Source organism: Ferdinandcohnia sp. Marseille-Q9671, assembly GCF_976954385.1.
On record NZ_CDRJTA010000001.1, the window covers coordinates 1,104,274 to 1,129,610 of the forward strand.

Sequence of the window (25,337 nt, forward strand, 5' to 3'; positions counted from 1 at the left end):
TGCATAATTATCCTACATTAAGACCTAAAGGCTTTGTAACACCGAGATGATGCATATCATTCGTTTTTTTTGAACATCCTCTATAAATTATCTTTCCTGATCTTCTTTACAGAATCAATGATTTCTCCATTTTGATCCCATTTGATTGCTCGATAATATGCATCGTGATAAAAGGTATACCATGCCCCTTCAGAAGTTCCTACATTCATCCATTTTTGTTTTTGCTCAATTGATTTCATCGGATAATCATCGTAAGCCATTACCCATAAAACGTTTTGGTGAGCGTGGGTTGGCATGATATCTGCCATATGAATTGCTTTTTCATTTTTACTCTCAAATAAAATAATAGAATGTCCATCACTATGCCCACCCGTATGTATCATTGTAACCCCTTGTACAACCTCAATTTTATCCGAAAAAGTCTTCACTTGATCTTCAATGGCTTCCCAGTTATCCTTCCAGTAGGTGGATTTTGATCGTATATTTGGATTTCTCATTTCCTCCCACTCAACTTCTGAAGCAATAATGGTAGCGTTCTCAAAAGTCGGGACTAACTTACCATGTTCCCATTTCGTAAGACCACAAGCATGATCAAAATGAAGATGCGTCATTAGTACAAGATCAATATCTTTTGTAGTTAGACCTAGCTCTGATAATGAATCATCTAGAGATGATTCTTCAAGCACACCAAAATTTCGCTTTAGCTTATCTGAGAGTTTTTGATTCCCAATTCCTGATTCAATTAGTATGTTTTTCGAACCAGCTTTAACTAAAATCGGATCTGTTCGAAGCTCAATTTGGTTTTTTTCATTATGTGGATATTTTCTTGACCAAAGTGGTTTTGGTACAACACCAAACATGGCACCACCATCTAAATTTGTAACACCACCATTTAACCAAGTAAGTGTAATATCACCAATTGTTAGCTGTTCCATTCTTTCCCCACCCTTCTACCATATACACTCCCATTTTATCATTATTGTGAATTTTAATAAAATACTATAAAACGGAAGTGTAATAAAGGTTACAAAAAATAAGAAATCCCAAAACCTTAAAGGTACTTGGGATTGCAAGCTTATTTCTTATTCTGATATTTAACCTCAGATCGATAAATGGGATGACCCATTTCTGAGAATTTTTCTTCATACTCCGTCATGATATTGCCTTCAAAATCAGATTTATGCAAATCAAGACTTACAAAGGTAAGGAGAAGGCCATATTCCGAAAAACTGCGTAATGAGAATTCAAATAATCCACGATTATCTGTTTTAAAATGAATTTCTCCTTCTTCTACAAGTATATCCTCATACATTTGTAGGAATGATTTATACGTTAAGCGACGTTTTTCATGGCGTGTTTTAGGCCATGGATCAGAAAAGTTAAGATAGACGCGGTCAATTTCTCCCTTATCGAAGAATTCACGGAGGTTTACTGCATTCTTATTCAATAATTTAATGTTAGGAATGTCTGCCTCAATTACACGGTCTAAAGCCGCAACAATGACACTTTCATATACTTCAATCCCAATGTAATTGATGTCTGGATGGGCTTTTGCCATCTCCGTTACAAACCTACCTTTTCCAGTACCTACCTCTATATGAATCGGATTATCATTTCCAAATAATTGATTCCATTTTCCTTTATGTTTTGTCGGATTATCGATCACATACTGTGGGTATGATGCTAATTTCTCACTAGCCCACGGTTTATTACGTAAACGCATGATTGCCACCTCATTTAAGTTGTATCGCAAAAAAGGATAACATGTCCTTCTTATTCACGCAAGATATTATGCACATAAAGTTGACTTCATCTAATAAAGGTAAAAAAAAAACCCACCGGTCGGTGAGTTATGTTATATATTATTCATCGAATAAAAAAGGGCGTTTCTTGGAAATGTAGTATATATGACTACAATTAAAAAGGAAGTGTTCTTATGCCTATAAATCATACACATCAGATGGATATTTTAAAGGATATCCTATCAAATCATCAAATGGATTGCTGTGGTACTGTTGCTGAATGTCAACAATTAGAACGTTTGATTCAATCGCTAATTGCTAATCCAAGCATCGACCAAAATGTAAAACAAGTGTTAACGGATGTCTACTCTTATAGTCAACAAGGACAGTATACACAACATCTGGACAATCATATTGAATCACATCAAAACCAAATTAATCAATGGATAACTGATATTGACCAGTTTTCATAGTAGTTGATCTAAATAGTGAAGCCAATATTGAACTTCTTTATCCTTATTTTTTGACTGATACCACGTAAGAGAATTCAATGTCTGTGCAACGACATACCATTTCATACGTAAAAGCAAATGATCTGTAAATTCAATTCCGTAAAGACTGATCCATTCTGGCCAGTCTTCTTTTTTTATATACCAGTGTAGCAGCATCCCAATATCCATCGCAGGATCAGCAATCATCGCTCCATCCCAATCAATCAGGTAGAGCTCCTGGCTATCTGATAACAACCAATTGTTATGGTTAACATCAGAATGACATACCACATTGTGGTCATTTTTCACATTTCCTAATTGACTCTGTAGGAAATCGAGGGCTTTCGTAACACCAGTAACATGAGTTAATTCAGTATGTAACGTTCTTGTAACTTCATGTAAAATATCCTCAGGTAAGATAGGCTTCTTTCCCAAACGCCTCAACATATCTAATAACTCTTTTGAGCGATGAATTTTCTTAAGAAGTCCTGCTACATTGTCTCCATACATTTCAACTGGCTTTAATTCTCTCCCACTAAGCCATTTCTGTGCTGTTACGACATCACCATTTTCCAATCGTTTCGTCCAAATTAATTTTGGGACAATACCTTCTGCTGAAAGAACCGCAAGAAAGGGGGATGAGTTTCGTTTAAGAAATATTTTTTTATCATCAAGTTGAGCAAAATACGCATCTCCCGTTGCACCACCCGCTGGGGAGATTTCCCATTCATTGCCTAATACGTATGTAAGCCAGTTTATCTCCAATTTCAACACAACATTTCTTAATAATTATAAACAAATAAAAAAGACAGCTATTGAGATTCTATAAAACAATAGCTATCTTACTAGATTTTAGCGTTTTTTTACAATTGAAGTCAAGAAAAAGTCACTTTTGGAATGTAGAAAATAGTAAAATAATCACTAGAAAATGATACCAATTAGGCTTATTTTACCAAAAATGGCATACTCCTATGTTGAACCTCTACTTCAATAGGTAAGTGTCCAATTATTTCACCATCTGCATGGACTGCCATCTTCCCTCCAGATTCAAGCATTATACGCTTTCCCTGATGTTGGGTTATCTCTTTAAAAGTTGTGTGTACTCCAAAGAACACTGTCACAAACACAAAGAGAAGCTTTATTCTCGAGAGATTATGGACAACCGTAATATCAAAAAGACCATCAGTTGTACTTGCTTTTGGTGCAATCTTCATCCCACCACCATAATAGCGCTGATTTGAAACCGTAACAAACCACACATTTTGATAGTGGTACGTTTTCCCATCTATCTTTACATCCACTGTTGTAAGTTGATAGGTAAAAAGAAGTCGGATTAGAGCCCCTACATACGCTAGTGAACCAAGGTGAACTTTATTTAGGTATTTTTTCATTTTAGATTCATTTGTAAGTTTTGAAACAGCAGCATCGAACCCTGTTCCCAAGCTACTAACGAAATAAGTAGATTTTTTCTTACCTTTCATTCTACAATTTCCAATATCAAAAAGTTTTCCTTTGTTCCCTTTGTTCCGAATAATAAAAGTTAGAGCTTCTAAGGGTGACTTCGGAACGGAAAAACCTCTTGAAAAGTCATTACCTGAGCCTGCAGGTATATATCCTACTTTTACTTCGGGATAATCTACGATCCCGTTCACAACTTCATGAATGGTTCCATCCCCACCAACTGCAATAACCGCCTCCAGCTTTTCATCAAACATGGAACCAATCTGTCTGGCTAATTCTTCAGCGTGCTTGGGATGCTTGGTAAAAAAGGAACGATAATTGATATTCTTTTGCTCAAGCTCCTGCTTAAGCTTTGCCCATACCTTATATCCTTTACCATTTCCTGCATGTGTATTTACAATAAAAATCAATAGTTTCATAGTTTATCCTCAAGTAAAATACGACTTTCTATGCTCTAATAGTATTTTATAAACGCTATCTTTACAATAGAAAAAACAAAAGCGCCTTTAAAGTGAGCGTCCGCTAAAGACTGCACGTCCTGTGGCAAACGCGGACGTTAGCACTTCGTAGTGCAAGTCCGACAAGCATAAGGCGATTTAGAATAGAAGGTGCTCTTTGCCTTCAATTCTAAATTAGCTTATGACCTCGAGGGGGCTAGGCACTGGAACTAGATGGAAATGCTTAGCCTAAATTCTAAGCTTATAAAAAGGATGTACATCTCATACATCCTAATCCATTCTTCGTACACAAACTGTTTGGCAATATTGTAATAACGCGTTCCCCGCTTTTAACTGCATATGCTTTAATGGTGAAACAACATTGCGCAGACTGGAAAACCACGTTTCATAGTTTCTGCTTTCAATTAACTCGATATCATACGGTACCAAAGGAAAGTCAAAATATCCTGTCCGATTCAAAATGACCTTTCGTATTGGTAGTTCGATACTATGCAAGGAATATATAGTCCGCACAATCCCCTCCATCCGATCCAAAGCAATTAGTGGGGACAAGACCTTTTTCTCCTGCTTACCGTTACGTTCTGTCCAGAACCTTTCATTTGATCCTAAAAATACGCTATTTTCATCACCTTCAAGTATGGTGATTAACCAAGTTGTCGTAGGACTTACAAGAATTATTTCAACTTCAACTGGTGCTTTCTTAAGGAGAAATATAGGTCGATACAAAATGAGGTACGTATCAGGAAATCGTTGAAGAAAATATTTTAAATTTGGGTCCTGGTAAAACTCCTTGTCAACATATGATTTTTCTCGCACCGTTGAACTCGCCCATTTCATTTGAAAGTCAAGTATCTGATCCAAAAATTGTTGTTTCAGCTCACTCATCGTCCTTGGTTTTGAGGACCACTCTATTGTTTGCATACCCTCTTCATTTTTACTAGTAAAGGTATTGCCAGTATTCTGTTTAACAGGTCTTTTTAGAAAAGGCAGAAGTGGTCGTTTTTCCTCAAACTGGTCAAACTTATCATTCGTTATAGTAGGTTCGTATACAGTGTGAAGGGTTCCCTCCTCCCATGCATTCGTAACCTTTTCCCACTGTTGTTTTTTTAGGCGGATAAATTGGCTCGGATAACGGAACATATCAACCTCGTATCGCGATATATAATCTTGTAATTTTATAAGTTGTCCCAACGTCATTCCACCTTATTCAAATCTTAAAATAATAGAGAAATCATGACTGGTAAAATCATAGCCGTATAAATTGCACTTAATGTCATGGCAATCGAACTAATAGCTCCAGTGTTTGAACCAATTTCCAAGGCACGAGCCGTACCAATTCCATGTGAAGCCGTGCCGAATCCTAAGCCTATTCCCACATAATGATTAACTCTAAACAGTTTGAAAAGAATAGGACCTGTCATTGCTCCAAAGACACCCGCTATGGTCACATATACTGCAGCTAATGCCGGTATCCCACCTGTCATAGACGCAATATCCATCGCTACCGGTGTCGTCACAGATTTCGGACCAATTGAATAAATAATTTCAGGATCAATCGATAGTACTTTTGAGAGATAAAGACCGGATACAACTCCTACCGTTGCACCGGCGATGACACCAACAATAATCGGAACAAAAAACTCTTTTAGAGATTTCCGATTTTGATATAGGGGATAAGCCAGCGCTACAACTGCAGGACCCAATAGTTCATCAATCCATTTTCCACCTATCATATATGTCTTATAGGGGATGGAGAATACCAGCAATAATAAGATAATCAAAAATGTAGTCGTAATAATCGGCATTAATAAAGGAACGGTAAATCGTTTATAGAGCTTTGTCATGCAAAGATAAATAATGATGGTACTAGTAACCGCACCAATTGCATAGGCAGCGTTCATGCTCCAAAGCCCTCCTCTACTTTTTTGTTCTGCTTTTGTTGTTTTCTACTTGCCAATCTCTCTCCGACTACGCTAGATAATACCATGACAATAAATGTACTCACGAGTACAATACCTATGGTTACGAGTCCACTCCCTTTAAATAAAGGTAAGTAATCAATAAGTCCGACAAGTGCAGGTACAAATAAAAGAGTCAAATACGCTAGTAAATACTGAGCACCACTTGCAAGCCATTTCTCTTTTATTATATTTGTTTGCAATAGAACAAACAGTAATACCATGCCAATAATACTGCCTGGTATAGAAGTATGTAGGATGCCTTGTATGAACGTTCCTACCCAATAAATCAAATAAATGATAAAAATTTGAATAACTATTTGTATATATCTCATTTTACATCCCCATTATCGTTTAGTGAAAAAATAGATAAGGGCTGATACTTAGGCGTTCGTTTTAAATGAGTTTGATATAAAACAAAATGTTCAGCTGAAAATTCGCGCAGCTCTACCTTCGGCTGTACAATTTCATGTAACTGATTTGGGAAAAAGTTTGTCTCCGACTTCCATCTTCTTGCCAGTGTGATATGAGGGGTAAATCGACGTTTATCCAGAGTAAATCCCAACTCCGTACAAGCATAATACACATCATGCTGTAACGACCGTAAAGGCTCACTTTCTTCTACACCAGCCCATAGAATTCTAGGCGCTTCTTGTTTCCCAAACGTCCCTAACTCACTAAGCTGTAGAGTGAAAGCAGAATGTTGCTTCGCAATTTCTGGCATCTTCCTCTTAATCTCAGTAAGCTGTCCAAAAGTGGCCTGCCCTCCTAAAAAAGCAAGTGTAATATGTAAATCATCTGGATGAACCCAAGACTTAAAATGCATTCGAGGTTCAAGCAATTCCCGCCATTTGAATAATAGCTCTTTCGTTTGTCCCGGAAGTGCGAGTGCGAGAAAATAATGGGTTTGTTGTTCCATCTTAACGGCCCCTTTTTAATGACTTGTTTTATTCAGTTATTTTAGCAAACTTTGTACGAAAGGGAAACTTAAGGAGAGATGTTGGAGTCCACAACTACGAGAAAAAATATACTCTGTGTCGGAGATTGCCTTTGTGATTGAGGTTAAGGGATACTAGTATGTTGGGGGCGGCTGTTGGAAATGGCAAATTAAGAAAATCCCTAAGTTGACTATTTGTAATCGTGTTCCCAATGAGAAGCTGATAATCTGTTATCGAATTATTATAGGCCTTATTGGAGGAATACTGACAGGATGGACAAATCCATAGTCTCTGTGTCTTTGCATAGGAAGTTTTCCGCAATTGGGGTATGAAACTCCCTTTATTATTTCATTTTGGCTTCTATCGATTTTAACTTATTTTTCCGCAATAAAAGCCCGCACCTAGGCGGGCTTTCAAATACTTACTTTGCTAATTCATAAATCGCTTGTGCGTAAATAGCGGTTGCTTTTAGTAGATCGTCTACTACTATATATTCATCCTTTTGGTGGGCAACATCAGGGCGTCCTGGGAACAACGGTCCAAAGGCTACTCCCGCCTCCAATGATCTTGCATACGTGCCACCACCGATGGAAACTAAGGTAGCCTCTTCACCAGTTTGTTCTTCGTACACTTTTTGAAGTGTTTGAATTAATGGATTATTTTTATCAACATGGTGTGGGCGTGAATTACTAAAATTAACTACTTCAAACCCTGAATCTCCACATACCTCATTGATCTTCTTCTGTGTTGCTTCCATATTGTTAGTAACAGGGTAACGAAGATTTAATCCTAGCGTTCCACCTTCTTCATATGTATAGGAGAGCTTTCCAACATTGAGGGTTAAATCACCTGTGATATCATCGCTATAAGCCACTCCTAGTGATCTTCCTCTTGAATCATCTACAAAATATTTATTTACAAAGCGTAAATATTGCTGTGCTCTATCATCTAATGAATATTCCTTTAAAAACAAGGCTAGGTACAAGCCCGCATTTTTTCCATGATCTGGCTCCATCCCATGTGCGGATACACCTTCTACTTGGAAGGCAATCGTGTCTTCATCAAAGATGCCACGCCCCTTTAACGAATGACGCCGTAAAAAATCTTGAAACTCATTCACCATTTCTTGAAAGTTTCCTTCACCTTGGAGCTTCGCCTCTGCAAAGTCCGGGACCATATTGTAACGACGGCCAGACTGTAGCGACTCTAAACGCAATGCTCCTTCAGATGAAAGAGTGGATGTTTGAATAATATCAAAATCAGCAATCCCTTTTTCAGCATAGATGATAGGAAAATCTGCATCTGGTGCAAATCCCATTGTTGGCATTTCTTCATGCTTGAAATAATGGTCAACGCAGCGCCAATCACTTTCTTCATCTGTTCCTATAATCATTCGTACACGCTTTGAAAGTGGCAAATTCAATTCTTTCACTATTTTCATTGCATAGTATGCTGCCATTGTTGGACCTTTGTCATCTAATGAACCTCTTGCAATTATCTTACCATCATGAATTTCAGCCCCGAATGGATCGCTAGACCACCCATCACCCTCTGGGACTACATCAATGTGACATAGGACTCCGATTAATTCTTGTCCGCCCCCCATCTCCAAATGACCTGCTAATCCATCTAGATTTTTAGAAGTGAACCCGTCCTCGCTTCCTTTATCCAATAAAAAATGGAGTGCCTCATCAATTCCTGCTCCAAATGGTGCAGTCGGTGTGCCATTTTCTTCGTCAAGTACACTCTTAATTTTTAAAAAGTCTTGTGTATCCTTTATTAATTGCTCTTTACGTTTTGTTACTTCTTCTAACCAGTTTATTTGTTCCATACTAAATTCTCCTTTTAACCTACAAGATAAGTAGCAAAATTAGTAGTCCTACTATTGATAGTACAGGAATCGATATGAGATTCACAATATAGTGTTCCGCCTGCAAGCGTATACTATCATCTTTTCTTACAGTAATGATAAAGTGGTTTGACATAATACGTTTATATACAGTTTTTACCCACATTCTCAAAAAAACGTTCAACGCCAAGAATAGTAGACATTTTATCCAGATCGGTGGTATAGCAATAATTGCACCAATAGTGATTCCCGTAATTTGAAAATATTGAAGTAAATAGGTTTTGTTGCGGATAAAGGCCTTAATAAATAATTCCTGCAAGCTTTTCTGACGATTTCGTTTTTTATAGATACGTTTTGAATTTTTATAGAATATGGAACTCCTTTTCCTTTGACCTGGCACTTTTTCGACATATTCCGAAAAGACAAAAATGCTTTTTACATATTTTAATTTTTCCATCTTATCTACATAAACATCTTTGGAGAAGGTTGTAAGTAGCCTTACTCTTCTAGATGATTGTAAGAAAAATAGGAGCCATTGTACGAATCCAAGCACCACTAAAAATAAACTGTTTGTAGTAACGATCCACGGGACAAAAGAAATAGTAAAGGTCCCAACTGCAAGAAATAGGATTACTGTACAAAAGCCATTCTTCCACACAGAATTGATATCGTCTAAGGATTGTTTCAATCCAAGAATGAATGATTTTAGACTACTAAAGTAGAATGTGACCGACAGGATATCAAACCATGAAAGCTTGTATTCTTGATATAAAAATGGAGCCAATAGCATGACTACAGTTATGATTCCAAGACTATATCCAGTTAAATAGAAATTCCTTGTCTGCTTTTTTAATCGCATCACATGCGAACGTTTTTGGAGTAAAAATAACTGGTCTGCTTCCTCTAAAAATGTTCGTATACGTCCCTGCCAGCAGATGATATAAAGGATAATTATTATAATTGAAAGTGGAATTCGATCAAACCAACCTGGTATCTCGTTCCACCATGTATAATAGTGATACCCTCCAATTATTAGAGGAGGAATAAATATGTAGATGAATATTGTCCAATCTACTACACTTTTCCATACTCCCCATTGGTATGTACATTCTTTGCGTAGTCGATGTAAAAATAGGTTACCACTCATGAGTATTTCTTACCTTGGACGATACGATTAAAACAACGTAAAAGTGAGCCTTCAGGTAGATTCGAGTGAGCCCTAATTTCTTCTAGTTTTCCCTGGGCTTTCATTCTTCCACCTGCAACTAATAAAAACCGATCACACACCTTTTCAGCCGTATCCAAGACATGGGTACACATGAGAATTCCTGCACCACGTTGTTTCTCCATTTCAACTAGTGTTAAAAGGTCCTGCATCGCCATAGGATCCAGTCCAACAAAAGGTTCATCGATAATATAAATATCTGGTTTAATGAGGAATGCTGTTAGAAGCATCACCTTTTGCTGCATTCCTTTTGAAAATGTACTTGGGAGCTTATGTCTAACTTTTTCCATATGAAAGAGTGTTAGTAGCTTCTCAGCCCTTTCATGAAAATCATTGTCCTCAATTGACATAACCCCTGCTGCAAGATCCAGATGCTCCCATAATGTTAACTCATCATAGAATACTGGCCTTTCGGGAATATACGCATATGTGTGGTCATTAAAAAAATCAATTTTTCCATTACTATTCTCTAATAATCCCAAAATCGTTTTGATGGTTGTACTTTTCCCCGCTCCATTCGGTCCAATTAGCCCAACAATTTCACCTCGGTTTATGGTAAATGAAATATCCTCTATAACTTTACTATCTTCATACCCTGCATCTTTTATTGCTACTTCCAATAGTTTTCCGTTCACTTTCATCCCTCCATTACTACATACGAATTTCTTTAGGAAAGGTTACATTTTCTTATCTATGTAAACAGGCTTCACCTAACTGTAACCAAACTGTAAAAAACAGAATAGTAGAAATAATTTATGATAATAATAGAGATATAAGTAAAGCGCAAGGCGACCGTCTATCGGCGACAAGCACAAGACAAGCGGTGACAGAAGGCGTTTTTTGCCTTCAGAAGCGATTGGATCGTGAACTCGAGCCGATGGCACCTGAAGATAGACATCGAAAACTAAGTACGAAATTTTAGACTCTCTTTTCTTTTGAAAAATCTACCCTCAGTGAGGCTAGCCCCTCAATACGGGATAAATGTAGATTCTTGACAAATATTGCAGAAATAGTCATACTATTCAGATACAACTATATATATATAGCAAACGCACCTATACGAAAGATGAGGTGATATGGACATATATATACGATTGTTAGATAACCCGTTATTGATCGCTATTTTCGGATATTAATTTTGTTTAGTGATAGGTAAGACTGAAGCATGTTGATCATGGACAAATCTGATAAGGAGTGGTTTTTTGAAACCTTCAACAAACCGTATGTTAACTCGTATCAAATCAGTCTACATGTTTATTAATGAAAAAGGGACTGTAACAACACAAGAGCTTGTGGATGAATTTGGAATTACATCAAGAACCATTCAACGTGATTTGAATGTGTTAGCATATAATGATTTGGTTCGTAGCCCTAGTAGAGGAAAATGGACAATCACAAAGAAGAAAGTGAAAATAACATCCTAATAGTACAATACAGGGTACAAACGAAGGTAGCTACTAAACTTTACAAAATAAAGCCTTTTCAAATACAGCATACATATAGAAAACAAATTGCACAAAAAAGGGCTTGTCAGGATCGACAGCCCTTTTTCGAATGACTATTGACTTACTCGTAACTCGTATTAGGTAGTCTGAGAAGTAAAGATCAACCGAATCTTACGAATTAATTTATACTGACCTTTTATCATATTCTTTTAAAAGTAGTACCTCTTCATCCGTTAGCTCTCGATATTCACCTAGCTCTAATGTTTCATCTAGGGGCAGTGGACCCATCCTTGTTCTCTTCAGATATATCACTCTCTTACCTACCGCTTCAAACATTCTTTTCACCTGATGGTATTTGCCTTCTTCAATAATAACCTCAATTTCAGAGCGTAAGCCGCTACTACTAATCGTTAATATTGCGGGCATTGTTTCATACCCATCATCTAGAGTTACACCTTGGCGAAAGGCCTCTACATCTTCTTCTGTTACTTCGCCCTCAATAATAGCCATGTATGTCTTGGGAACATGTTTTTTCGGAGACAGTAATTGATGCGCAAGTTGTCCATCATTTGTTAACAATAATAACCCTTCCGTATCTTTATCTAAACGCCCTACAGGAAATGGTTTATATACAGCATCTTCCATTTCTAATAAATCAAGCACTGTATCTTGTTGGTAATCTTCAGTAGCCGAGATGACACCTTGAGGTTTATTGAGCATTAAATAGATAAATTCCTTATATTCAACAACCTCTCCATGTACAGTTATTTTGTCTATTTCAACCTTTACATGGGTACTAGAATCCTTTACTGGTACTCCATTAATTTGAACAGCACCTGATTTTAGAAGACCCTTTACCTCTTTACGGCTTCCAAAGCCCCGATTTGCTAATAGTTTATCAATTCGCATTCAAATTCCTCCTTAACTCTTCCGCTAATACCCAACTTTACGAGAATAGGCGTTTTATTCATAGCACAAACGCCCTCTATACATACACTAATATCGAATTTCAAAATAGATAAGGAGCGATACACACATGTATTATTATGATTATCGTCAACAACCTCAAGGCAGCTTTTTCCCGGGCTTTCCTGGATTTCCAGGTGGCGGTGGAAATGTAGACCGCCGTATTGAAAGACTTGAGCGTCAAATGCAAAGACTAGAGAACCAAATCGATCGTCTAGATCGTCGCGTTGATAGAATCGAGCGTCGCTTAGGCATAGGTACTTTCCAAGGCTAATTCCCAGAAAATACACCTACTAGCTACTAAGGTCTTACCTTAGCATCTCACACAAAAAAAGAAGGTATCAAAAAGGCGAGTGTAGACTCAAGTTTTTGGTGACTGTGTCTACACTCGTTTTACTTTACTGAACACCTTTTTCCTTATTCCGTGACAAGATTGAAAATCTATTTCCAAGAAGGACTTCTAATAATCGTGAACGATACGCTACAAATAGATATACAATAGCACCTACGGCAACGCCTATAAGGAGTACAAGTACAGATTGCCATCTCCCTGTTTCGAAGGAGATGACAAACGACAATAGCCATTCGACTAATAAAATCACGAAAGCCATAAATGTAGCAAATATCGCCATGAGAAGAGATCTTCTAGCAAACAGAGAAAAACGGTAGCCTGCATGTCTAGCTATCATCCAAAAGCTATATGCGATTGCTACAGTGTAACCCAGTGCGGTTGCAAGAATAGAACCAATTTCACCAAACCAAGTAATAAATGGACCATTAAATACAATCTTTAGGATTAGCCCCATAAACAAACTAACGACTGCGAATTTTTGCTTATTAATGCCTTGTAAAATGGCTGCTGAAATTGAAAAGAAAGAAAAGAGGATCGCGACCGGCGCATACCACCTTAAAATACGACCACCCTCAGCACTCATTTCAAAAAATGCATTAAAGGCTGGATACGCTAATACGGATAACCCTACAACTGCGGGTAATACCAATAAGACACAAATTTGAAACGTTTTATCAATTTGGCTCCTAAGTTGTTTAAAATCTCCTGAGGTAAATGAATTCGTGATTGTAGGTACAAGGGTCAAACTAAACGCTGTTGCTAGTGAGACTGGAATCATTACTAGTTTTGGAACCATAAATGTTACATATCCAAATAAGCCCTCTGTTACAGCTTTTTCCACTCCATTTTCAATCATGACTCTGTTAAAAGTAAGCTGGTCAACATATTGATAAAGTGGAATAGCCAAACCAACAATAACAAATGGTCCTGCGTACGATAACAATTCTTTGAACATTTCCTTAGTTGTCATGTCAGTTTGTGGTTTACTCTTAGCCAGCATTTCATCTAAGTAGGGCTTCCGTTTAAACCAAAACCAAAGGAGTACAGCCACGCCACCAAGTGCTCCTATAAATGCTGCAAAGGTAGATAACCCAACTGCAAGGACTCTTTCTCCATCGATCACCCTCATCACAATGAAAGCAGCAGAAAGCAAGAATAGAATACGTACAACCTGTTCAACCACCTGTGATATGGCAGTCGGCCCCATTGATTGATGCCCTTGGAAGAATCCCCGCTGTATACTCATGATTGGAACAACTAATAAGGCAAAACTGACCATTCTTATGACATACGTAACGTCCTCGACAGTATTTACAGCATCTTCCCCACCGAGAACAATCGGTGCTAAAAACGGTGCAGCAAGATTCAGTATTGCAAACCCTACTAAACCAGTAAGCCCCATTACAACAAGTCCCGATTTGTACATTCTCATTCCAGTATGATAATCACCTAATGAGTTATATTTTGAAACAAACTTTGAAACAGCAGCTGGAATACCTGCTGTAGATATAAATAAAAAGATGGTATATTGTGCGTAACCGTATGAATACAAAGCAGATCCAAATTTCCCGACTAAGTAAACGAAAGGAAATACATAAATCATCCCAAGTATTCTAGATATATATGTACCAAGGGTTAGGATAAAGGTTCCGCGTAGTAATTTCGAAGAATCTGACATACAAAATCCCCAATCTAATTTTTCAAATGCACCTTGACTATTTAGAGCTTACTGCTAGTTAAATGCAGTAAAGCCTTCCCCTAAAAAATCCGGGGCGTCCGCCGAAAGGCTAACTTATCAAGTTTAGCACATTTTTACTTTTACCAGCCTGCAATTGTTCTTTTTAATGAAATATTTGATAGTGTAAGAAATGGTGTATTTTCTTTTATCTCTTCAAAGGATTGATTCGTAACTACAATTGTAAATTCACCATAGGCTTCCTCTTCCATAAGTAGCATACCCGCATGTTCTCTTTGAAAAAGGATCCCAAACTCCTGTCTACTTGGAAGTTTAAAACAAAATATGTATGAATCTAATGATTGATTATAAAGCCATGCATAATCAAATGTATCGTTTTGAACGTGAAAAACTTCGTCAGGTAGCGGCACTGAAAGTAGCAAAATTTCCGTTTCCCCTTCGTGTCCCCAACCTGCATCCTCGGGATAGACTCCTTCGGAAACAGAAGGTGTATATGTCATGGTTTTTCCCCTTTCTTATCATGTATAGTTTAGACTTGTTACGCTCCATTTTCAACGATTTACTTAATTATCTATATATATCACAATCTTTGCCTCACATGCTATTATGTATGTATAGTTACAAAAGGGGCTGATGAGCAATGAAAGATATCATTCTATTTGATGGCGTCTGTAATTTTTGCAATAGCAGCATCCAATTCATTCTTAAAAGGGATTTAAAGGAACGTTATGTATTTGCATCTCTCCAAAGTGAAATCGGAAAAGAATTGCTAAGAAAATATAGCATTCCGGAAGATTTGAATAGTTTTGTATTAATTGAAGATGATTGCTTTTATACAAAATCAAGTGCGGCCTTACGGATTTGCCGGCATCTAAAGGGACCATATCGTTTTTTTTCCGTTTTAACTTTTATTCCGGCACCAATTCGAGATATATTTTATCACGTAATTGCCAATAATCGATATAAATGGTTTGGAAAAATGGATAGCTGTATGATCCCTTCCCCTGAAGTTCGGAAGCGATTTTTAGATTGACGGAAATTAGCTCCAATGAAGGTAAGTGGTATTTGGATTATAAGGAGTGTTTTAGTTGAAATACGATGTAGTCATTATTGGAGGAGGACCATCTGGCTTGATGGCTGCTATAGCAGCTGGAGAGCAGGGGGCAAAAGTTCTTCTCATTGATAAAGGAGACAAGCTTGGTAGAAAGCTTGCGATTTCTGGTGGTGGTCGTTGCAATGTAACAAACCGACTACCAATCGATGAAATTATCAAACATATTCCGGGTAATGGACGATTTTTATATAGTGCATTTTCTGTGTTTAACAATGAAGATATTATCGCTTTTTTTGAGAAATTGGGAATAGAGCTTAAGGAAGAAGACCACGGGCGAATGTTTCCCACAACAGATAAAGCACAGTCTGTTGTCGATGCACTTATCGACCGATTGAATTCTTTAGATGTACATCTTCGAACAAATACGCCAGTCGCTAAACTTGAATATAAGAATGAACAGATTGCTGGTGTTCACCTAAAAAATGGTGAATATATTGAGACTTCCTGTGTAGTTGTGGCAGTAGGTGGTAAGTCTGTCCCGCAGACAGGTTCAACAGGGGATGGTTATGCCTGGGCAAAAGCAGCAGGACACACCATCACAGATCTTTTCCCAACTGAGGTACCCGTTACCTCGGATGAGGACTTTATTAAGAATAAAAGCTTACAGGGGTTAGCCTTACGCGATATAGCATTAAGTGTGTTAAATCCTAAAGGGAAAACTGTGATTACACATAAAATGGACATGCTTTTCACCCATTTTGGGGTATCTGGTCCTGCTGTTCTTCGTTGTAGCCAGTTTGTTGTAAAAACGATGAAGAAATTTAACGTGAATCGTGTTGTCATGAGTATTGATGCGCTTCCATCAATGAACGAAGAGCAAATATTTCAACACATTATTAAGATAACGAAAGACGAGCCGAAAAAAGCATTAAAAAATAGTTTAAAAGGCTTTTTACCAGAACGGTACTTATTATTTCTTCTGGAAAAAAATCAAATTGATCCTCAAGTCACATATGCGAACCTCTCTCACGAAAGTGTTCGAGCATTTGCAAAGGATTGTAAACAATTTCAGTTTACGGTAAATGGTACGTTGCCAATCGAAAAGGCATTTGTAACAGGTGGTGGTGTCTCTGTTAAAGAGGTACATCCAAAAGAAATGGAGTCAAAGTTCATGAAGGGACTATTTTTCTGTGGAGAAATACTAGATATCCATGGGTATACTGGCGGGTATAATATTACTTCAGCACTTGTTACAGGTAGATTAGCTGGTGAAAATGCTGGAAAGCAAGCAACAGCCATTCAAAAGTAAACAATAGCCTAACCCTACCGTTTCATTGGGGTTAGGCTCTATATATAATCATCGCAGAAAAACAAAAGATTTGGTCATCCTCCTGATCACAGGAGACGCCGACCTGGTATTTAATATCAATAATATCTCCCTCACTAACCCTCTCTAGGAAACGATTCATTTCGTGCTCTAAATCTGATTCATGCTCTTCATCAAATACCTTTACTTTCAAACCCATTTTATCTACCTCCGTCATACTCAGTATTGACAGAGTTTTAGAATAATAAGCTTACAATCTATGCTTTTTTCATTTTTTTGCCTATAAAATATCCTCCGACTAATACAATCACAATAATAAATATATATATGGGTAGATTTGATTTACCCAGTTCATCTTGTAAATCCACTTCTTCTGTTGGTTTCTTGCCTTGACCTAGAATTTCTAGATCCTCACTGGCGTCAGATAACAGTGTCGTTCTTTCACAGTACCCTGTCTCCAAATTGTCATTGTCTCCATAGGCATATACGATATACTCCTTGTTTTTTTCAAATTCGTATCCACAGCTTGCATCATCTCTCGCTGTACGTACAATAGTTTGGGAAGAATTAACACCCTTCCAACTTTCATTAACCTCAAATAATACCTTTATCGGATCTGCACTTGAATTGAGTGCAATACTTTGTTTTTCTTCGACTATATCAATGACCTTTCCTGTAAAAACAGCCGTTTTTCTATCCAGTTCTGCCTTTACTGAATCTGGGTAGGCACAAGAGCATGCAGATACATCTCGAGGTAACAGACCGATAAAAACCATAAAAAGCAACAGCACAACAAGTATGCCTTTTATATATTTCAAATTTTCTCCCCCTTTTTAAATATAGTCGAAAAAAAGAGGAGAAAGTTTCAAAGTGCAAATACACAGTCGTTATTGTTATTTCAATATAATTACTTACGTTATAATAGAGTGTATACTGTTTTGGAGGTGAACTAGTTTGGTAAAAAATCTCCCTTTGCTAATCGCGATGTTACTGGTTGGCTGTAGTGCCTTAACCATTTCTTTAACAGCACAACTACCCCAGTTTGTGGAATGGCTATTGCTAGTAGTTGCTGTTGTTTTAAATACATGGAGTGCCATTGCATTGGTTATGCACGTGGGTCTACAAAAAGTTAGTCAAAACTAAAACGTCATCGATTAAGAGAATTCTAGCTAAAAGCTACGTATGTAAAACAAAACACTCAGCAAAGGATGTATTTGCGTCCTACTGAGTGTTTCATATCTTTTTAATTAGTTGATTAATGAGTTACTCTTTTTTCAAATACTCCCGTGAATAAGAAACAGGTTATGAATGCTACGAAGGTTACAAAGATTGCCATTACAAGTCCAATGAATGCCATAAATGTATCATCACCGGGAAATTGAGGTTCTAGTGTAACAATCCAATAAACAAAAACAAAAGTGAGAATGAGATAAAAGCTGCTTCCAACGAATCCACGAAGTATACGCCCCTTTTTATCACCATTCCAAGCATTAAGAAGTATAATCCAGACGAACAAACTAACGAATACTGCCCCTAACATAATGACAAGATGGATATAAGGGATTGTCAGGAAGCTCAGTCCATAAAGTATAAGCAAAGTGGTACCGAATAAAACTGCATTTAATACAAATAAAAACATCCCGCTACGCCACGGATTTTGAAACCATACATAACCTGAAAGTTTCTTAACCATTCGATTTTCTTCACCGAGTAAATTTACTAGTTTGTTACGAAAGATTCCTATAATAACTAGTAATACTATACCGAACAACAAAAAAAGTGACATTTTTCCCCTCCTAAATATACGTTATTGTTCATTTAGAGAATATGTGATTACAATTAGTTTACTAATTTACATATTGTTTTGCAATAAAAAAATATTGTTTTATTTCCGATAAAAATAAAAAACGTGAATCCGATAGTGAATTCACGTACTTTAGAATTTATTTAGATTTTGCATTCGAGTTACTTATTTCGTTTCTCCCATCCAATTCATCATCCCGCCGACCATGTTTCTTACCTTGTAGCCTTGGTCATCGAGGTACGCACAGACATTGAAGCTTCTTCCACCAGAACGACAAATAATAATATACTCTGTATCTTTATCAAAGTAGTCTAGATTATCAGGAATTTCTCCCATTTTTATATGTTTTGCTCCTGGGATCATCCCTCCTGCAACTTCTTCATCTTCACGAACATCAACTAGTTCTAGTTTTTCGCCATTTTCAAGCTTTTGCTTTAATTCTTCTGTTGTAATTTCCTCAATCATTACGATCATCCCTTCTAATGCTAATCTCAAACATTATAGCAAAGACAAAACTAAGATTACAATTTTACACAACCCAATACTCCATACAATCCCTACTACGCTTCATAAAACCGTATTCTATCAAGTGTCTTCTTACTAATACATGGTCATGATAAATCGTTTTTAAAACATCATTGACTTCCTTTTCTGTATAAGTAATCTCCATTTCAAAGTACTCCTGTACAATATGTTCTAAAAGGATTAATTTTCTTCGTTCTTTTCCTGGTAGCTGTTGTATTCTAGTCCCGTTTTTAAAATAAGTTGTGATGATTTCTTTTTTTTCAACCGAATCTATTTCATGTAATTTACTTTTCATTTTATACACCCCTTTGGTTAGATATATATCTAATTAGATAGTATTCAAATTATTAGTTTTTGTCAAACTAGAATTTCGATATAAAAAGGAGTATGATGTAACTAGCTTAGAAGAAGGGGGAAATAAACTTGGCTTATCCAAATACTGATGAAACAATTCAACTTATTAAGGAACTAGTTTCAATTCCTAGTCCATCAGGTAATACAAATGAAGTTATTACATATGTAGAAAAGCTTCTTGCTGAAATAAATATCGATACATACAGAAATCGAAAAGGTGGGCTTATCGCAACCTTGCCTGGTAAGAACACTCAAAAACATCGTATGCTTACTGCTCATGTTGATACGTTAGGAGCAATCGTGAAGGAAATTAAACCAAGTGGTCGATTAAAGCTAGATCTTATTGGTGGGTTTAAATATAACTCTATTGAAGGGGAATATTGCCGCATTGAAACCTCTACTGGTAAATTCTTTTCTGGAACAATTCTTATGCATCAGCAGTCTGTGCATGTATATAAGGATGCTGGTAAAGCAGAGAGAAACCAGGATAATATGGAAGTTCGTATTGATGAAAAAGTGAAAAACGCAGATGAGGTTCGTGCACTTGGTATCGAGGTAGGTGACTTTGTTTCTTTTGATCCACGAGTCGAGGTTACAGGAAATGGCTTTATCAAATCTCGTCACTTAGATGATAAAGCCAGTGTTGGTATTCTATTGCAATTGATCAAACAAGTAAAAACAGATAACATTGAACTTCCTTACACTACCCATTTCCTTATCTCAAACAATGAAGAAATAGGCTATGGTGGAAACTCAAACATTACACCTGAGACGATTGAATATCTAGCAGTCGATATGGGAGCAATGGGTGATGGTCAATCAACTGATGAATTTACGGTTTCTATTTGTGTGAAGGATGCAAGTGGTCCATATCACTATGAGTTCCGAAAAAAACTTGTACTACTTGCTGAAAAACATGAAATTGGGTATAAATTAGATATCTATCCTTACTATGGTTCTGATGCTTCTGCAGCTATTCGTTCCGGACATGATATCGTTCATGGATTAATTGGCCCTGGGATTGATTCTTCTCACGCATTTGAGCGTACACATAAGGATTCTATTGAAAATACAACCAAGCTCATCTATCACTATCTGCAATCAGAAATGGTCGAATAAGCTTACAAAGGGTGCCACTCGGCATCCTTTTTTACTTTTCATATCGCCTTATTTTCCCGGACTTTTGGGATGTTACTGGATATCTCTTCATAACGGGCTGATATAACTGAACCTTTGGATGTTACTGAAAACTCTCAATTTATAAACGCCTGCTATCTATGGGATTTTTTTAAATTTGCTTTTCACTCCAAAAATGAACTAAAAAAGCTCTCCATATATATGGAGAGCCGTTTCATTAATTCGCTACAATATTTACAAGCTTACCTGGTACTGCAATTACCTTACGTACCGTTTTACCTTCGATTTGCTCTTTCACAGGGTCTGCACCCATCGCGATTTGTTCAAGTACCTCTTTTGTTGCATCAGCAGGTACATGAAGTTTTGCTTTCATTTTACCATTTACTTGAATGACGATTTCAATTTCAGTTTCAACTAATTTTGCTTCATCAAATGCAGGCCATGATTCATATGCAATCGATCCTGTATTTCCAAGCTTCTCCCAAAGTTCTTCAGCAAGATGTGGTGCAACAGGAGAAAGTAATTTTACAAAGCCTTCAATAAATGACTTTGGTAATTCATTCACCTTATATGCGTCATTGATGAATACCATTAATTGAGAGATCGCAGTATTGAATCGTAGTCCTTCATAATCCTCAGTTACCTTTTTCACAGTTTGGTGATACACACGCTCAAGTGCTGTATCGTTTGAGTCCGCTTTTACTTTAGCTGTTAGATTGCCTTTGTCATCAACAAGTAGTCGCCATATACGATCTAGGAAACGACGTGATCCATCAAGTCCGTTTGTTGACCAAGCAATAGAAGCATCTAAAGGACCCATAAACATTTCATATAAACGTAAAGTATCTGCTCCGTGAGTTTCGATGATGTCATCAGGATTTACAACATTTCCTTTTGACTTACTCATTTTTTCGTTACCTTCCCCAAGTATCATTCCTTGGTTAAATAGCTTTTGGAAAGGTTCCTTGGTTGTAACTACCCCAATATCGTATAGCACTTTATGCCAGAATCTTGCATACAACAAGTGAAGTACCGCATGCTCTGCTCCACCAATATAGATATCCACTGGCAACCATTCTTTTAGCTTTTCTGGGTCTGCCAAAACTTCATCATTATGTGGATCAATGTATCGTAAATAGTACCAACAGCTTCCAGCCCATTGTGGCATAGTGTTGGTTTCACGACGTCCTTTTTTACCCGTTTTTTCATCCACTACATTTACCCATTCAGAAATGTTTGCTAGTGGAGATTCTCCTGTACCAGAAGGTTTAATTTCTGTCGTTTTCGGAAGCTCAAGTGGTAATTCCTCCAAAGGTACAGTCGTCATTGTGCCATCTTCCCATTGGATAACTGGAATTGGTTCACCCCAGTATCGCTGACGGCTAAATAACCAATCACGTAGTTTATAGGTGATTTCCTTTTTACCTAGTTTGTTTTCCTCTAACCAAGAGATCATCTTACTAATGGCATCTTCTTTATTTAATCCATTAAGGAATCCTGAATTTACATGTTCTCCGTCACCAGTGTATGCTTCCTTCGTAACATCTCCACCTGCAACAACCTCTTGGATTGGCAGGTCAAATTTCCCCGCAAATTCATAGTCACGTTCGTCATGCGCTGGAACTGCCATAATTGCACCGGTACCGTAGCTCATTAATACATAATCAGCAATCCAGATCGGCATTTTTTCTTGGTTTACAGGGTTAATCGCATAAGCACCAGTGAATACCCCTGTTTTATCTTTTGCTAAATCTGTACGTTCTAGATCACTCTTCGCCTTAACTTTATCTAGGTAAGCTTTAACAGCTTCCTTTTGTTCAGGAGTCGTAATTTTATCCACAAACGGATGCTCCGGAGCTAGTACCGCATAAGTTGCACCGAATAAGGTATCAGGACGAGTGGTAAAAACAGTGAATGTATCCTCATGTCCATCAATTGTAAAAGTTACATGTGCGCCTTCTGAACGGCCAATCCAGTTACGCTGCATTTCTTTTAAGCTTTCTGGCCAATCTAGTTCATCTAAATCCTCCAGCAAGCGATCTGCATAGGCAGTGATTTTTAAAACCCATTGTCTCATAGGGCGTCTTTCAACAGGATGCCCTCCACGTTCACTTTTTCCATCTATTACTTCTTCGTTTGCTAATACTGTTCCTAATGCAGGGCACCAGTTAACAGGTATCTCATCCACATATGCTAAGCCTTTTTCAAATAACTTTGTAAAAATCCATTGAGTCCATTTATAGTAACCAGGGTCTGTCGTATTGATTTCACGATCCCAATCATATGAAAAACCTAGTTCCTTAATTTGTCGACGGAAGGTATTGATATTTTTTTCTGTAAATTCAGCAGGGTCATTTCCTGTATCTAACGCATATTGCTCTGCTGGTAAACCGAATGCATCCCAGCCCATCGGATGAAGTACATTGTACCCTTGCATCCGCTTCATTCTTGATAATATATCTGTAGCCGTGTAGCCCTCGGGATGCCCTACATGAAGACCTGCACCAGATGGATATGGAAACATATCTAATGCGTAAAATTTACGTTTACCTTTGTCTTCTGTTGTTTTAAATGTTTTGTTCTGTTCCCAGTACTGTTGCCACTTTTTCTCGATCTTTTGGTGATTAAAACTCATAAGACTGCCTCCTAATCAAATACAAATTGCTAAAAGAACCTATATAAAACAAAAAACCTCTAATCCCAAAAGGGACGAGAGGATATGTATTCTTCCCGCGGTACCACCCACATTAGTGACAAATTGTGCACTCACTTCATTCATCCTTAACGCGGACCTCACGATAAGCACTAGTTTGCACAGCATTTCATGCTTATTACTCAAAGGCGAGTTCATGTTCATCAACGATTGACTTGCACCACCCGTCAATTCTCTAAGACGTGTATAGAACACTACTACTCCTTCTCATCGTATAAATTGATGTTCAAAACAGTCCGATGAAAATGACACATCGAATTTCTTCGTTGGCTTGTTTTTCCGTTGCTCACGTATTGACTACATACGTTCCGCTACTCAAAACTGCGCCGCCTCGAACTTCTTGGTCCTTTTCATCCTCCTTTTTGAACACTCTATTAGTAAATTATGATTATAATCAGTATTGTATAGAATTTAGATAAGAACTGCAAGCATAATAGAAAAAAATGGGCTTTTCCCCAAACATTCTTCCCATTTTTTTCTTTATATAAACTTTACTAAGGCCATTCGCACTATTTTATCCAGCCTTGTTTTCCTTCTATTGGACAATTGGTTCGAAGACTAATTTTGTGAAGAAAGAGTGTCAAAAAACCCACTACCAAAGGCATTAAAACACTTACCACTATTGGAACATTGCATATATGCTCACCTTTTCACAAACTGTACACAGAATACATTCGAAAGCGTGATTTATATCACCTTTCAGAGGGGCATCACGGAATAATATGAAGGTGTAGAAAGCAATTAATATCCTAAGGGGGTAAAATTCATGAACAAGCAAATTAAATTGATAGTAGCATCTATTGTGGGAGCTTCAATTGTTTTATCTGGTTGTGGAAAGCAAGACATTGCAGTTGAAAAAAAGGTAGAAGCCGAAACGACTGTTTCAGAGTCTACACAGGGAGAAATAATTACTCCTCACAAAGACCTTAACCAAGAACCTGTTCCATTAAAAGTTGAAAGAGTTTCAGAGAATGAAGTTAATGTTGAAATGACTGCGCAAATAACAGACATCGAGATTGACAAAGGCTATATCTATAAAGCATGGACTTTTAACGGGGAGGCTCCAGGACCTGTTGTAGTCGTAAATGAAGGCGACACAATTAACTTTACACTTAAAAATATGGATCCTGCGATTCCACATAGTATGGACTTTCACGCGGTACATGCGGCACCTTCAAAGGATTTCATTGATGTAATGCCAGATGAAACAGGAACATTCTCTTATCCTGCAAATAATCCAGGAGTATTCATGTACCACTGTGGTACAAAGCCCGTCCTCTCACATATCGCAAACGGTATGCACGGTACTATCATTGTTAAACCAAAAGACGGATACCCAACAGATAAGGAGATTGATAGAGAATACCTTATCATTCAAAATGAATGGTATAAATACAATGACCTAGAAGATTTCACAAATGGAGTGCCAAGCCAAGTAGTATTTGCAACAAAAGCACTTAAAGACGGAGACTTAAATACAAATGGTGATACATTCTCATTAAAAGAAACACCACTACTTGCAAAAGTTGGGGACAAAGTTAGACTCTACATTAACAACGTCGGTCCAAATGAAGTTAGCTCATTTCACGTAGTAGGTACAATTTTCGATGATGTGTACATGGATGGTAACCCATACAACCATATGAAAGGCTTACAAACAGTTATGCTTCCAGCCAGTGGTGGTGCTGTTGTAGAATTCACTGTAACTAGAGAAGGAACATACTCAATCGTTACTCACCAATTCAACCACGCTACTAAAGGAGCAGTTGCATTATTAAAGGTTACTGCAGACGGAAAAGATGACGGCAGTGCCGCAGTCGGACATTAAAAAAGACCCTATAA

28 protein-coding genes and 1 other annotated feature are annotated in these 25,337 nt (G+C 37.4%); of the genes, 8 read left to right on the plus strand and 20 right to left on the minus strand.

What is annotated here, in order from left to right:
• Nucleotides 1–80: 80 nt before the first annotated feature.
• Both ACWNMY_RS05620 and trmB read right to left on the minus strand, forming a co-directional pair.
• A complete protein-coding gene (locus tag ACWNMY_RS05620) occupies nucleotides 81–935 on the minus strand; it encodes a YtnP family quorum-quenching lactonase (protein WP_449537290.1) in 855 nt (284 codons plus the stop codon).
• A 140-nt stretch (nucleotides 936–1,075) separates the two neighbouring features.
• On the minus strand, nucleotides 1,076–1,723 hold the full coding sequence (gene trmB / locus ACWNMY_RS05625; protein WP_449537291.1) for a tRNA (guanosine(46)-N7)-methyltransferase TrmB: 648 nt from the start codon (nucleotides 1,721–1,723) through the stop codon (nucleotides 1,076–1,078).
• Between the two features lie 213 nt (nucleotides 1,724–1,936).
• Between trmB and ACWNMY_RS05630 the strand changes: the two genes are divergently transcribed.
• Nucleotides 1,937–2,215: a YtzH-like family protein gene (locus tag ACWNMY_RS05630; RefSeq protein WP_449537292.1), complete on the plus strand. Its 279-nt coding sequence runs from the start codon at nucleotides 1,937–1,939 to the stop codon at nucleotides 2,213–2,215.
• Here ACWNMY_RS05630 and ACWNMY_RS05635 read toward each other — a convergent pair.
• From ACWNMY_RS05635 to ACWNMY_RS05675, 9 genes are all read right to left on the minus strand, one after another.
• Nucleotides 2,210–2,998: a phosphotransferase family protein gene (locus ACWNMY_RS05635; RefSeq protein ID WP_449538395.1), complete on the minus strand. Its 789-nt coding sequence runs from the start codon at nucleotides 2,996–2,998 to the stop codon at nucleotides 2,210–2,212. The two genes, ACWNMY_RS05630 and ACWNMY_RS05635, sit on opposite strands and share 6 nt — an antisense overlap.
• Nucleotides 2,999–3,177: 179 nt before the next feature.
• Nucleotides 3,178–4,113: a diacylglycerol/lipid kinase family protein gene (locus ACWNMY_RS05640; RefSeq protein ID WP_449537293.1), complete on the minus strand. Its 936-nt coding sequence runs from the start codon at nucleotides 4,111–4,113 to the stop codon at nucleotides 3,178–3,180.
• Between the two features lie 309 nt (nucleotides 4,114–4,422).
• Nucleotides 4,423–5,343 (minus strand): NERD domain-containing protein, encoded by a 921-nt coding sequence (locus ACWNMY_RS05645; RefSeq protein ID WP_449537294.1) that lies wholly within the window; start codon nucleotides 5,341–5,343, stop codon nucleotides 4,423–4,425.
• A 23-nt stretch (nucleotides 5,344–5,366) separates the two neighbouring features.
• Nucleotides 5,367–6,053 (minus strand): LrgB family protein, encoded by a 687-nt coding sequence (locus ACWNMY_RS05650; RefSeq protein ID WP_449537295.1) that lies wholly within the window; start codon nucleotides 6,051–6,053, stop codon nucleotides 5,367–5,369.
• Nucleotides 6,050–6,445 carry a CidA/LrgA family protein gene (locus tag ACWNMY_RS05655; protein WP_449537296.1) on the minus strand — a complete coding sequence of 132 codons (396 nt, stop codon included), beginning with the start codon at nucleotides 6,443–6,445 and terminating at the stop codon, nucleotides 6,050–6,052. Before ACWNMY_RS05655 ends, ACWNMY_RS05650 begins: the two co-directional genes overlap by 4 nt.
• Entirely contained in the window at nucleotides 6,442–7,029 is a 588-nt protein-coding gene (gene thpR, locus ACWNMY_RS05660) for an RNA 2',3'-cyclic phosphodiesterase (protein ID WP_449537297.1), read from the minus strand. Before thpR ends, ACWNMY_RS05655 begins: the two co-directional genes overlap by 4 nt.
• Nucleotides 7,030–7,469: 440 nt before the next feature.
• On the minus strand, nucleotides 7,470–8,879 hold the full coding sequence (gene pepV / locus ACWNMY_RS05665; protein WP_449537298.1) for a dipeptidase PepV: 1,410 nt from the start codon (nucleotides 8,877–8,879) through the stop codon (nucleotides 7,470–7,472).
• 19 nt (nucleotides 8,880–8,898) lie between these two features.
• Nucleotides 8,899–10,044 carry an ABC transporter permease gene (locus tag ACWNMY_RS05670; protein WP_449537299.1) on the minus strand — a complete coding sequence of 382 codons (1,146 nt, stop codon included), beginning with the start codon at nucleotides 10,042–10,044 and terminating at the stop codon, nucleotides 8,899–8,901.
• Complete coding sequence (locus ACWNMY_RS05675; protein ID WP_449537300.1) at nucleotides 10,041–10,763, minus strand: ABC transporter ATP-binding protein; 723 nt, start codon at nucleotides 10,761–10,763, stop codon at nucleotides 10,041–10,043. The genes ACWNMY_RS05670 and ACWNMY_RS05675 overlap by 4 nt, the downstream gene beginning before the upstream one ends.
• Nucleotides 10,764–11,324: 561 nt before the next feature.
• Between ACWNMY_RS05675 and ACWNMY_RS05680 the strand changes: the two genes are divergently transcribed.
• Complete coding sequence (locus ACWNMY_RS05680; protein ID WP_449537301.1) at nucleotides 11,325–11,546, plus strand: DeoR family transcriptional regulator; 222 nt, start codon at nucleotides 11,325–11,327, stop codon at nucleotides 11,544–11,546.
• A gap of 204 nt (nucleotides 11,547–11,750) precedes the next feature.
• Here ACWNMY_RS05680 and ACWNMY_RS05685 read toward each other — a convergent pair whose 3' ends face one another.
• The gene (locus ACWNMY_RS05685; protein WP_449537302.1) at nucleotides 11,751–12,476 is read right to left on the minus strand and encodes a pseudouridine synthase; all 726 of its coding nucleotides are present in this window, start codon (nucleotides 12,474–12,476) and stop codon (nucleotides 11,751–11,753) included.
• A 127-nt stretch (nucleotides 12,477–12,603) separates the two neighbouring features.
• On the opposite strand from ACWNMY_RS05685, the gene ACWNMY_RS05690 reads away from it, so the two are divergent.
• Nucleotides 12,604–12,807, plus strand: coding sequence for a hypothetical protein (locus tag ACWNMY_RS05690; RefSeq protein ID WP_449537303.1), 204 nt, complete (start codon nucleotides 12,604–12,606; stop codon nucleotides 12,805–12,807).
• A gap of 124 nt (nucleotides 12,808–12,931) precedes the next feature.
• Here ACWNMY_RS05690 and ACWNMY_RS05695 read toward each other — a convergent pair whose 3' ends face one another.
• Together ACWNMY_RS05695 and ACWNMY_RS05700 are read right to left on the minus strand one after the other, a co-directional pair.
• Nucleotides 12,932–14,563: a putative polysaccharide biosynthesis protein gene (locus tag ACWNMY_RS05695; RefSeq protein WP_449537304.1), complete on the minus strand. Its 1,632-nt coding sequence runs from the start codon at nucleotides 14,561–14,563 to the stop codon at nucleotides 12,932–12,934.
• Nucleotides 14,564–14,703: 140 nt separating this feature from the next.
• Nucleotides 14,704–15,081, minus strand: coding sequence for a hypothetical protein (locus ACWNMY_RS05700; RefSeq protein WP_449537305.1), 378 nt, complete (start codon nucleotides 15,079–15,081; stop codon nucleotides 14,704–14,706).
• 140 nt (nucleotides 15,082–15,221) lie between these two features.
• Between ACWNMY_RS05700 and ACWNMY_RS05705 the strand changes: the two genes are divergently transcribed.
• On the plus strand, nucleotides 15,222–15,614 hold the full coding sequence (locus tag ACWNMY_RS05705; RefSeq protein WP_449537306.1) for a thiol-disulfide oxidoreductase DCC family protein: 393 nt from the start codon (nucleotides 15,222–15,224) through the stop codon (nucleotides 15,612–15,614).
• A gap of 55 nt (nucleotides 15,615–15,669) precedes the next feature.
• Nucleotides 15,670–16,944 (plus strand): NAD(P)/FAD-dependent oxidoreductase, encoded by a 1,275-nt coding sequence (locus ACWNMY_RS05710; protein ID WP_449537307.1) that lies wholly within the window; start codon nucleotides 15,670–15,672, stop codon nucleotides 16,942–16,944.
• 31 nt (nucleotides 16,945–16,975) lie between these two features.
• On the opposite strand, the gene ACWNMY_RS05715 is transcribed toward ACWNMY_RS05710, so the two are convergent.
• Both ACWNMY_RS05715 and ACWNMY_RS05720 read right to left on the minus strand, forming a co-directional pair.
• Nucleotides 16,976–17,161: a sporulation protein Cse60 gene (locus ACWNMY_RS05715; protein WP_449537308.1), complete on the minus strand. Its 186-nt coding sequence runs from the start codon at nucleotides 17,159–17,161 to the stop codon at nucleotides 16,976–16,978.
• A 58-nt stretch (nucleotides 17,162–17,219) separates the two neighbouring features.
• Nucleotides 17,220–17,780: a hypothetical protein gene (locus ACWNMY_RS05720; RefSeq protein ID WP_449537309.1), complete on the minus strand. Its 561-nt coding sequence runs from the start codon at nucleotides 17,778–17,780 to the stop codon at nucleotides 17,220–17,222.
• Between the two features lie 136 nt (nucleotides 17,781–17,916).
• Between ACWNMY_RS05720 and ACWNMY_RS05725 the strand changes: the two genes are divergently transcribed.
• Nucleotides 17,917–18,105 (plus strand): hypothetical protein, encoded by a 189-nt coding sequence (locus ACWNMY_RS05725; protein ID WP_449537310.1) that lies wholly within the window; start codon nucleotides 17,917–17,919, stop codon nucleotides 18,103–18,105.
• 112 nt (nucleotides 18,106–18,217) lie between these two features.
• Here ACWNMY_RS05725 and ACWNMY_RS05730 read toward each other — a convergent pair whose 3' ends face one another.
• From ACWNMY_RS05730 to ACWNMY_RS05740, 3 genes are all read right to left on the minus strand, one after another.
• Entirely contained in the window at nucleotides 18,218–18,748 is a 531-nt protein-coding gene (locus ACWNMY_RS05730) for a hypothetical protein (protein WP_449537311.1), read from the minus strand.
• Nucleotides 18,749–18,931: 183 nt separating this feature from the next.
• Nucleotides 18,932–19,231: a rhodanese-like domain-containing protein gene (locus ACWNMY_RS05735; protein ID WP_449537312.1), complete on the minus strand. Its 300-nt coding sequence runs from the start codon at nucleotides 19,229–19,231 to the stop codon at nucleotides 18,932–18,934.
• A gap of 64 nt (nucleotides 19,232–19,295) precedes the next feature.
• Nucleotides 19,296–19,586 (minus strand): DUF2087 domain-containing protein, encoded by a 291-nt coding sequence (locus ACWNMY_RS05740; RefSeq protein ID WP_449537313.1) that lies wholly within the window; start codon nucleotides 19,584–19,586, stop codon nucleotides 19,296–19,298.
• Between the two features lie 128 nt (nucleotides 19,587–19,714).
• Between ACWNMY_RS05740 and ACWNMY_RS05745 the strand changes: the two genes are divergently transcribed.
• Nucleotides 19,715–20,764: a M42 family metallopeptidase gene (locus tag ACWNMY_RS05745; protein ID WP_449537314.1), complete on the plus strand. Its 1,050-nt coding sequence runs from the start codon at nucleotides 19,715–19,717 to the stop codon at nucleotides 20,762–20,764.
• 235 nt (nucleotides 20,765–20,999) lie between these two features.
• Here ACWNMY_RS05745 and leuS read toward each other — a convergent pair whose 3' ends face one another.
• Nucleotides 21,000–23,417: a leucine--tRNA ligase gene (gene leuS, locus ACWNMY_RS05750; RefSeq protein WP_449537315.1), complete on the minus strand. Its 2,418-nt coding sequence runs from the start codon at nucleotides 23,415–23,417 to the stop codon at nucleotides 21,000–21,002.
• A gap of 67 nt (nucleotides 23,418–23,484) precedes the next feature.
• Nucleotides 23,485–23,715, minus strand: a binding site (T-box leader).
• A gap of 546 nt (nucleotides 23,716–24,261) precedes the next feature.
• Between leuS and ACWNMY_RS05755 the strand changes: the two genes are divergently transcribed.
• Nucleotides 24,262–25,323: a multicopper oxidase domain-containing protein gene (locus tag ACWNMY_RS05755; RefSeq protein ID WP_449537316.1), complete on the plus strand. Its 1,062-nt coding sequence runs from the start codon at nucleotides 24,262–24,264 to the stop codon at nucleotides 25,321–25,323.
• The last annotated feature ends 14 nt before the right edge of the window (nucleotides 25,324–25,337 follow it).

Coding starts and splice junctions, on each gene's coding strand:
- ACWNMY_RS05620 (WP_449537290.1), bottom strand. CDS start 935: ATGGAACAGCTAACAATTGGTGATATTACACTTACTTGGTTAAATGGT.
- trmB (WP_449537291.1), bottom strand. CDS start 1,723: ATGCGTTTACGTAATAAACCGTGGGCTAGTGAGAAATTAGCATCATAC.
- ACWNMY_RS05630 (WP_449537292.1), top strand. CDS start 1,937: ATGCCTATAAATCATACACATCAGATGGATATTTTAAAGGATATCCTA.
- ACWNMY_RS05640 (WP_449537293.1), bottom strand. CDS start 4,113: ATGAAACTATTGATTTTTATTGTAAATACACATGCAGGAAATGGTAAA.
- ACWNMY_RS05650 (WP_449537295.1), bottom strand. CDS start 6,053: ATGAACGCTGCCTATGCAATTGGTGCGGTTACTAGTACCATCATTATT.
- ACWNMY_RS05655 (WP_449537296.1), bottom strand. CDS start 6,445: ATGAGATATATACAAATAGTTATTCAAATTTTTATCATTTATTTGATT.
- thpR (WP_449537297.1), bottom strand. CDS start 7,029: ATGGAACAACAAACCCATTATTTTCTCGCACTCGCACTTCCGGGACAA.
- pepV (WP_449537298.1), bottom strand. CDS start 8,879: ATGGAACAAATAAACTGGTTAGAAGAAGTAACAAAACGTAAAGAGCAA.
- ACWNMY_RS05670 (WP_449537299.1), bottom strand. CDS start 10,044: ATGAGTGGTAACCTATTTTTACATCGACTACGCAAAGAATGTACATAC.
- ACWNMY_RS05675 (WP_449537300.1), bottom strand. CDS start 10,763: ATGAAAGTGAACGGAAAACTATTGGAAGTAGCAATAAAAGATGCAGGG.
- ACWNMY_RS05685 (WP_449537302.1), bottom strand. CDS start 12,476: ATGCGAATTGATAAACTATTAGCAAATCGGGGCTTTGGAAGCCGTAAA.
- ACWNMY_RS05690 (WP_449537303.1), top strand. CDS start 12,604: ATGTATTATTATGATTATCGTCAACAACCTCAAGGCAGCTTTTTCCCG.
- ACWNMY_RS05695 (WP_449537304.1), bottom strand. CDS start 14,563: ATGTCAGATTCTTCGAAATTACTACGCGGAACCTTTATCCTAACCCTT.
- ACWNMY_RS05700 (WP_449537305.1), bottom strand. CDS start 15,081: ATGACATATACACCTTCTGTTTCCGAAGGAGTCTATCCCGAGGATGCA.
- ACWNMY_RS05705 (WP_449537306.1), top strand. CDS start 15,222: ATGAAAGATATCATTCTATTTGATGGCGTCTGTAATTTTTGCAATAGC.
- ACWNMY_RS05715 (WP_449537308.1), bottom strand. CDS start 17,161: ATGGGTTTGAAAGTAAAGGTATTTGATGAAGAGCATGAATCAGATTTA.
- ACWNMY_RS05730 (WP_449537311.1), bottom strand. CDS start 18,748: ATGTCACTTTTTTTGTTGTTCGGTATAGTATTACTAGTTATTATAGGA.
- ACWNMY_RS05735 (WP_449537312.1), bottom strand. CDS start 19,231: ATGATTGAGGAAATTACAACAGAAGAATTAAAGCAAAAGCTTGAAAAT.
- ACWNMY_RS05740 (WP_449537313.1), bottom strand. CDS start 19,586: ATGAAAAGTAAATTACATGAAATAGATTCGGTTGAAAAAAAAGAAATC.
- leuS (WP_449537315.1), bottom strand. CDS start 23,417: ATGAGTTTTAATCACCAAAAGATCGAGAAAAAGTGGCAACAGTACTGG.
- ACWNMY_RS05755 (WP_449537316.1), top strand. CDS start 24,262: ATGAACAAGCAAATTAAATTGATAGTAGCATCTATTGTGGGAGCTTCA.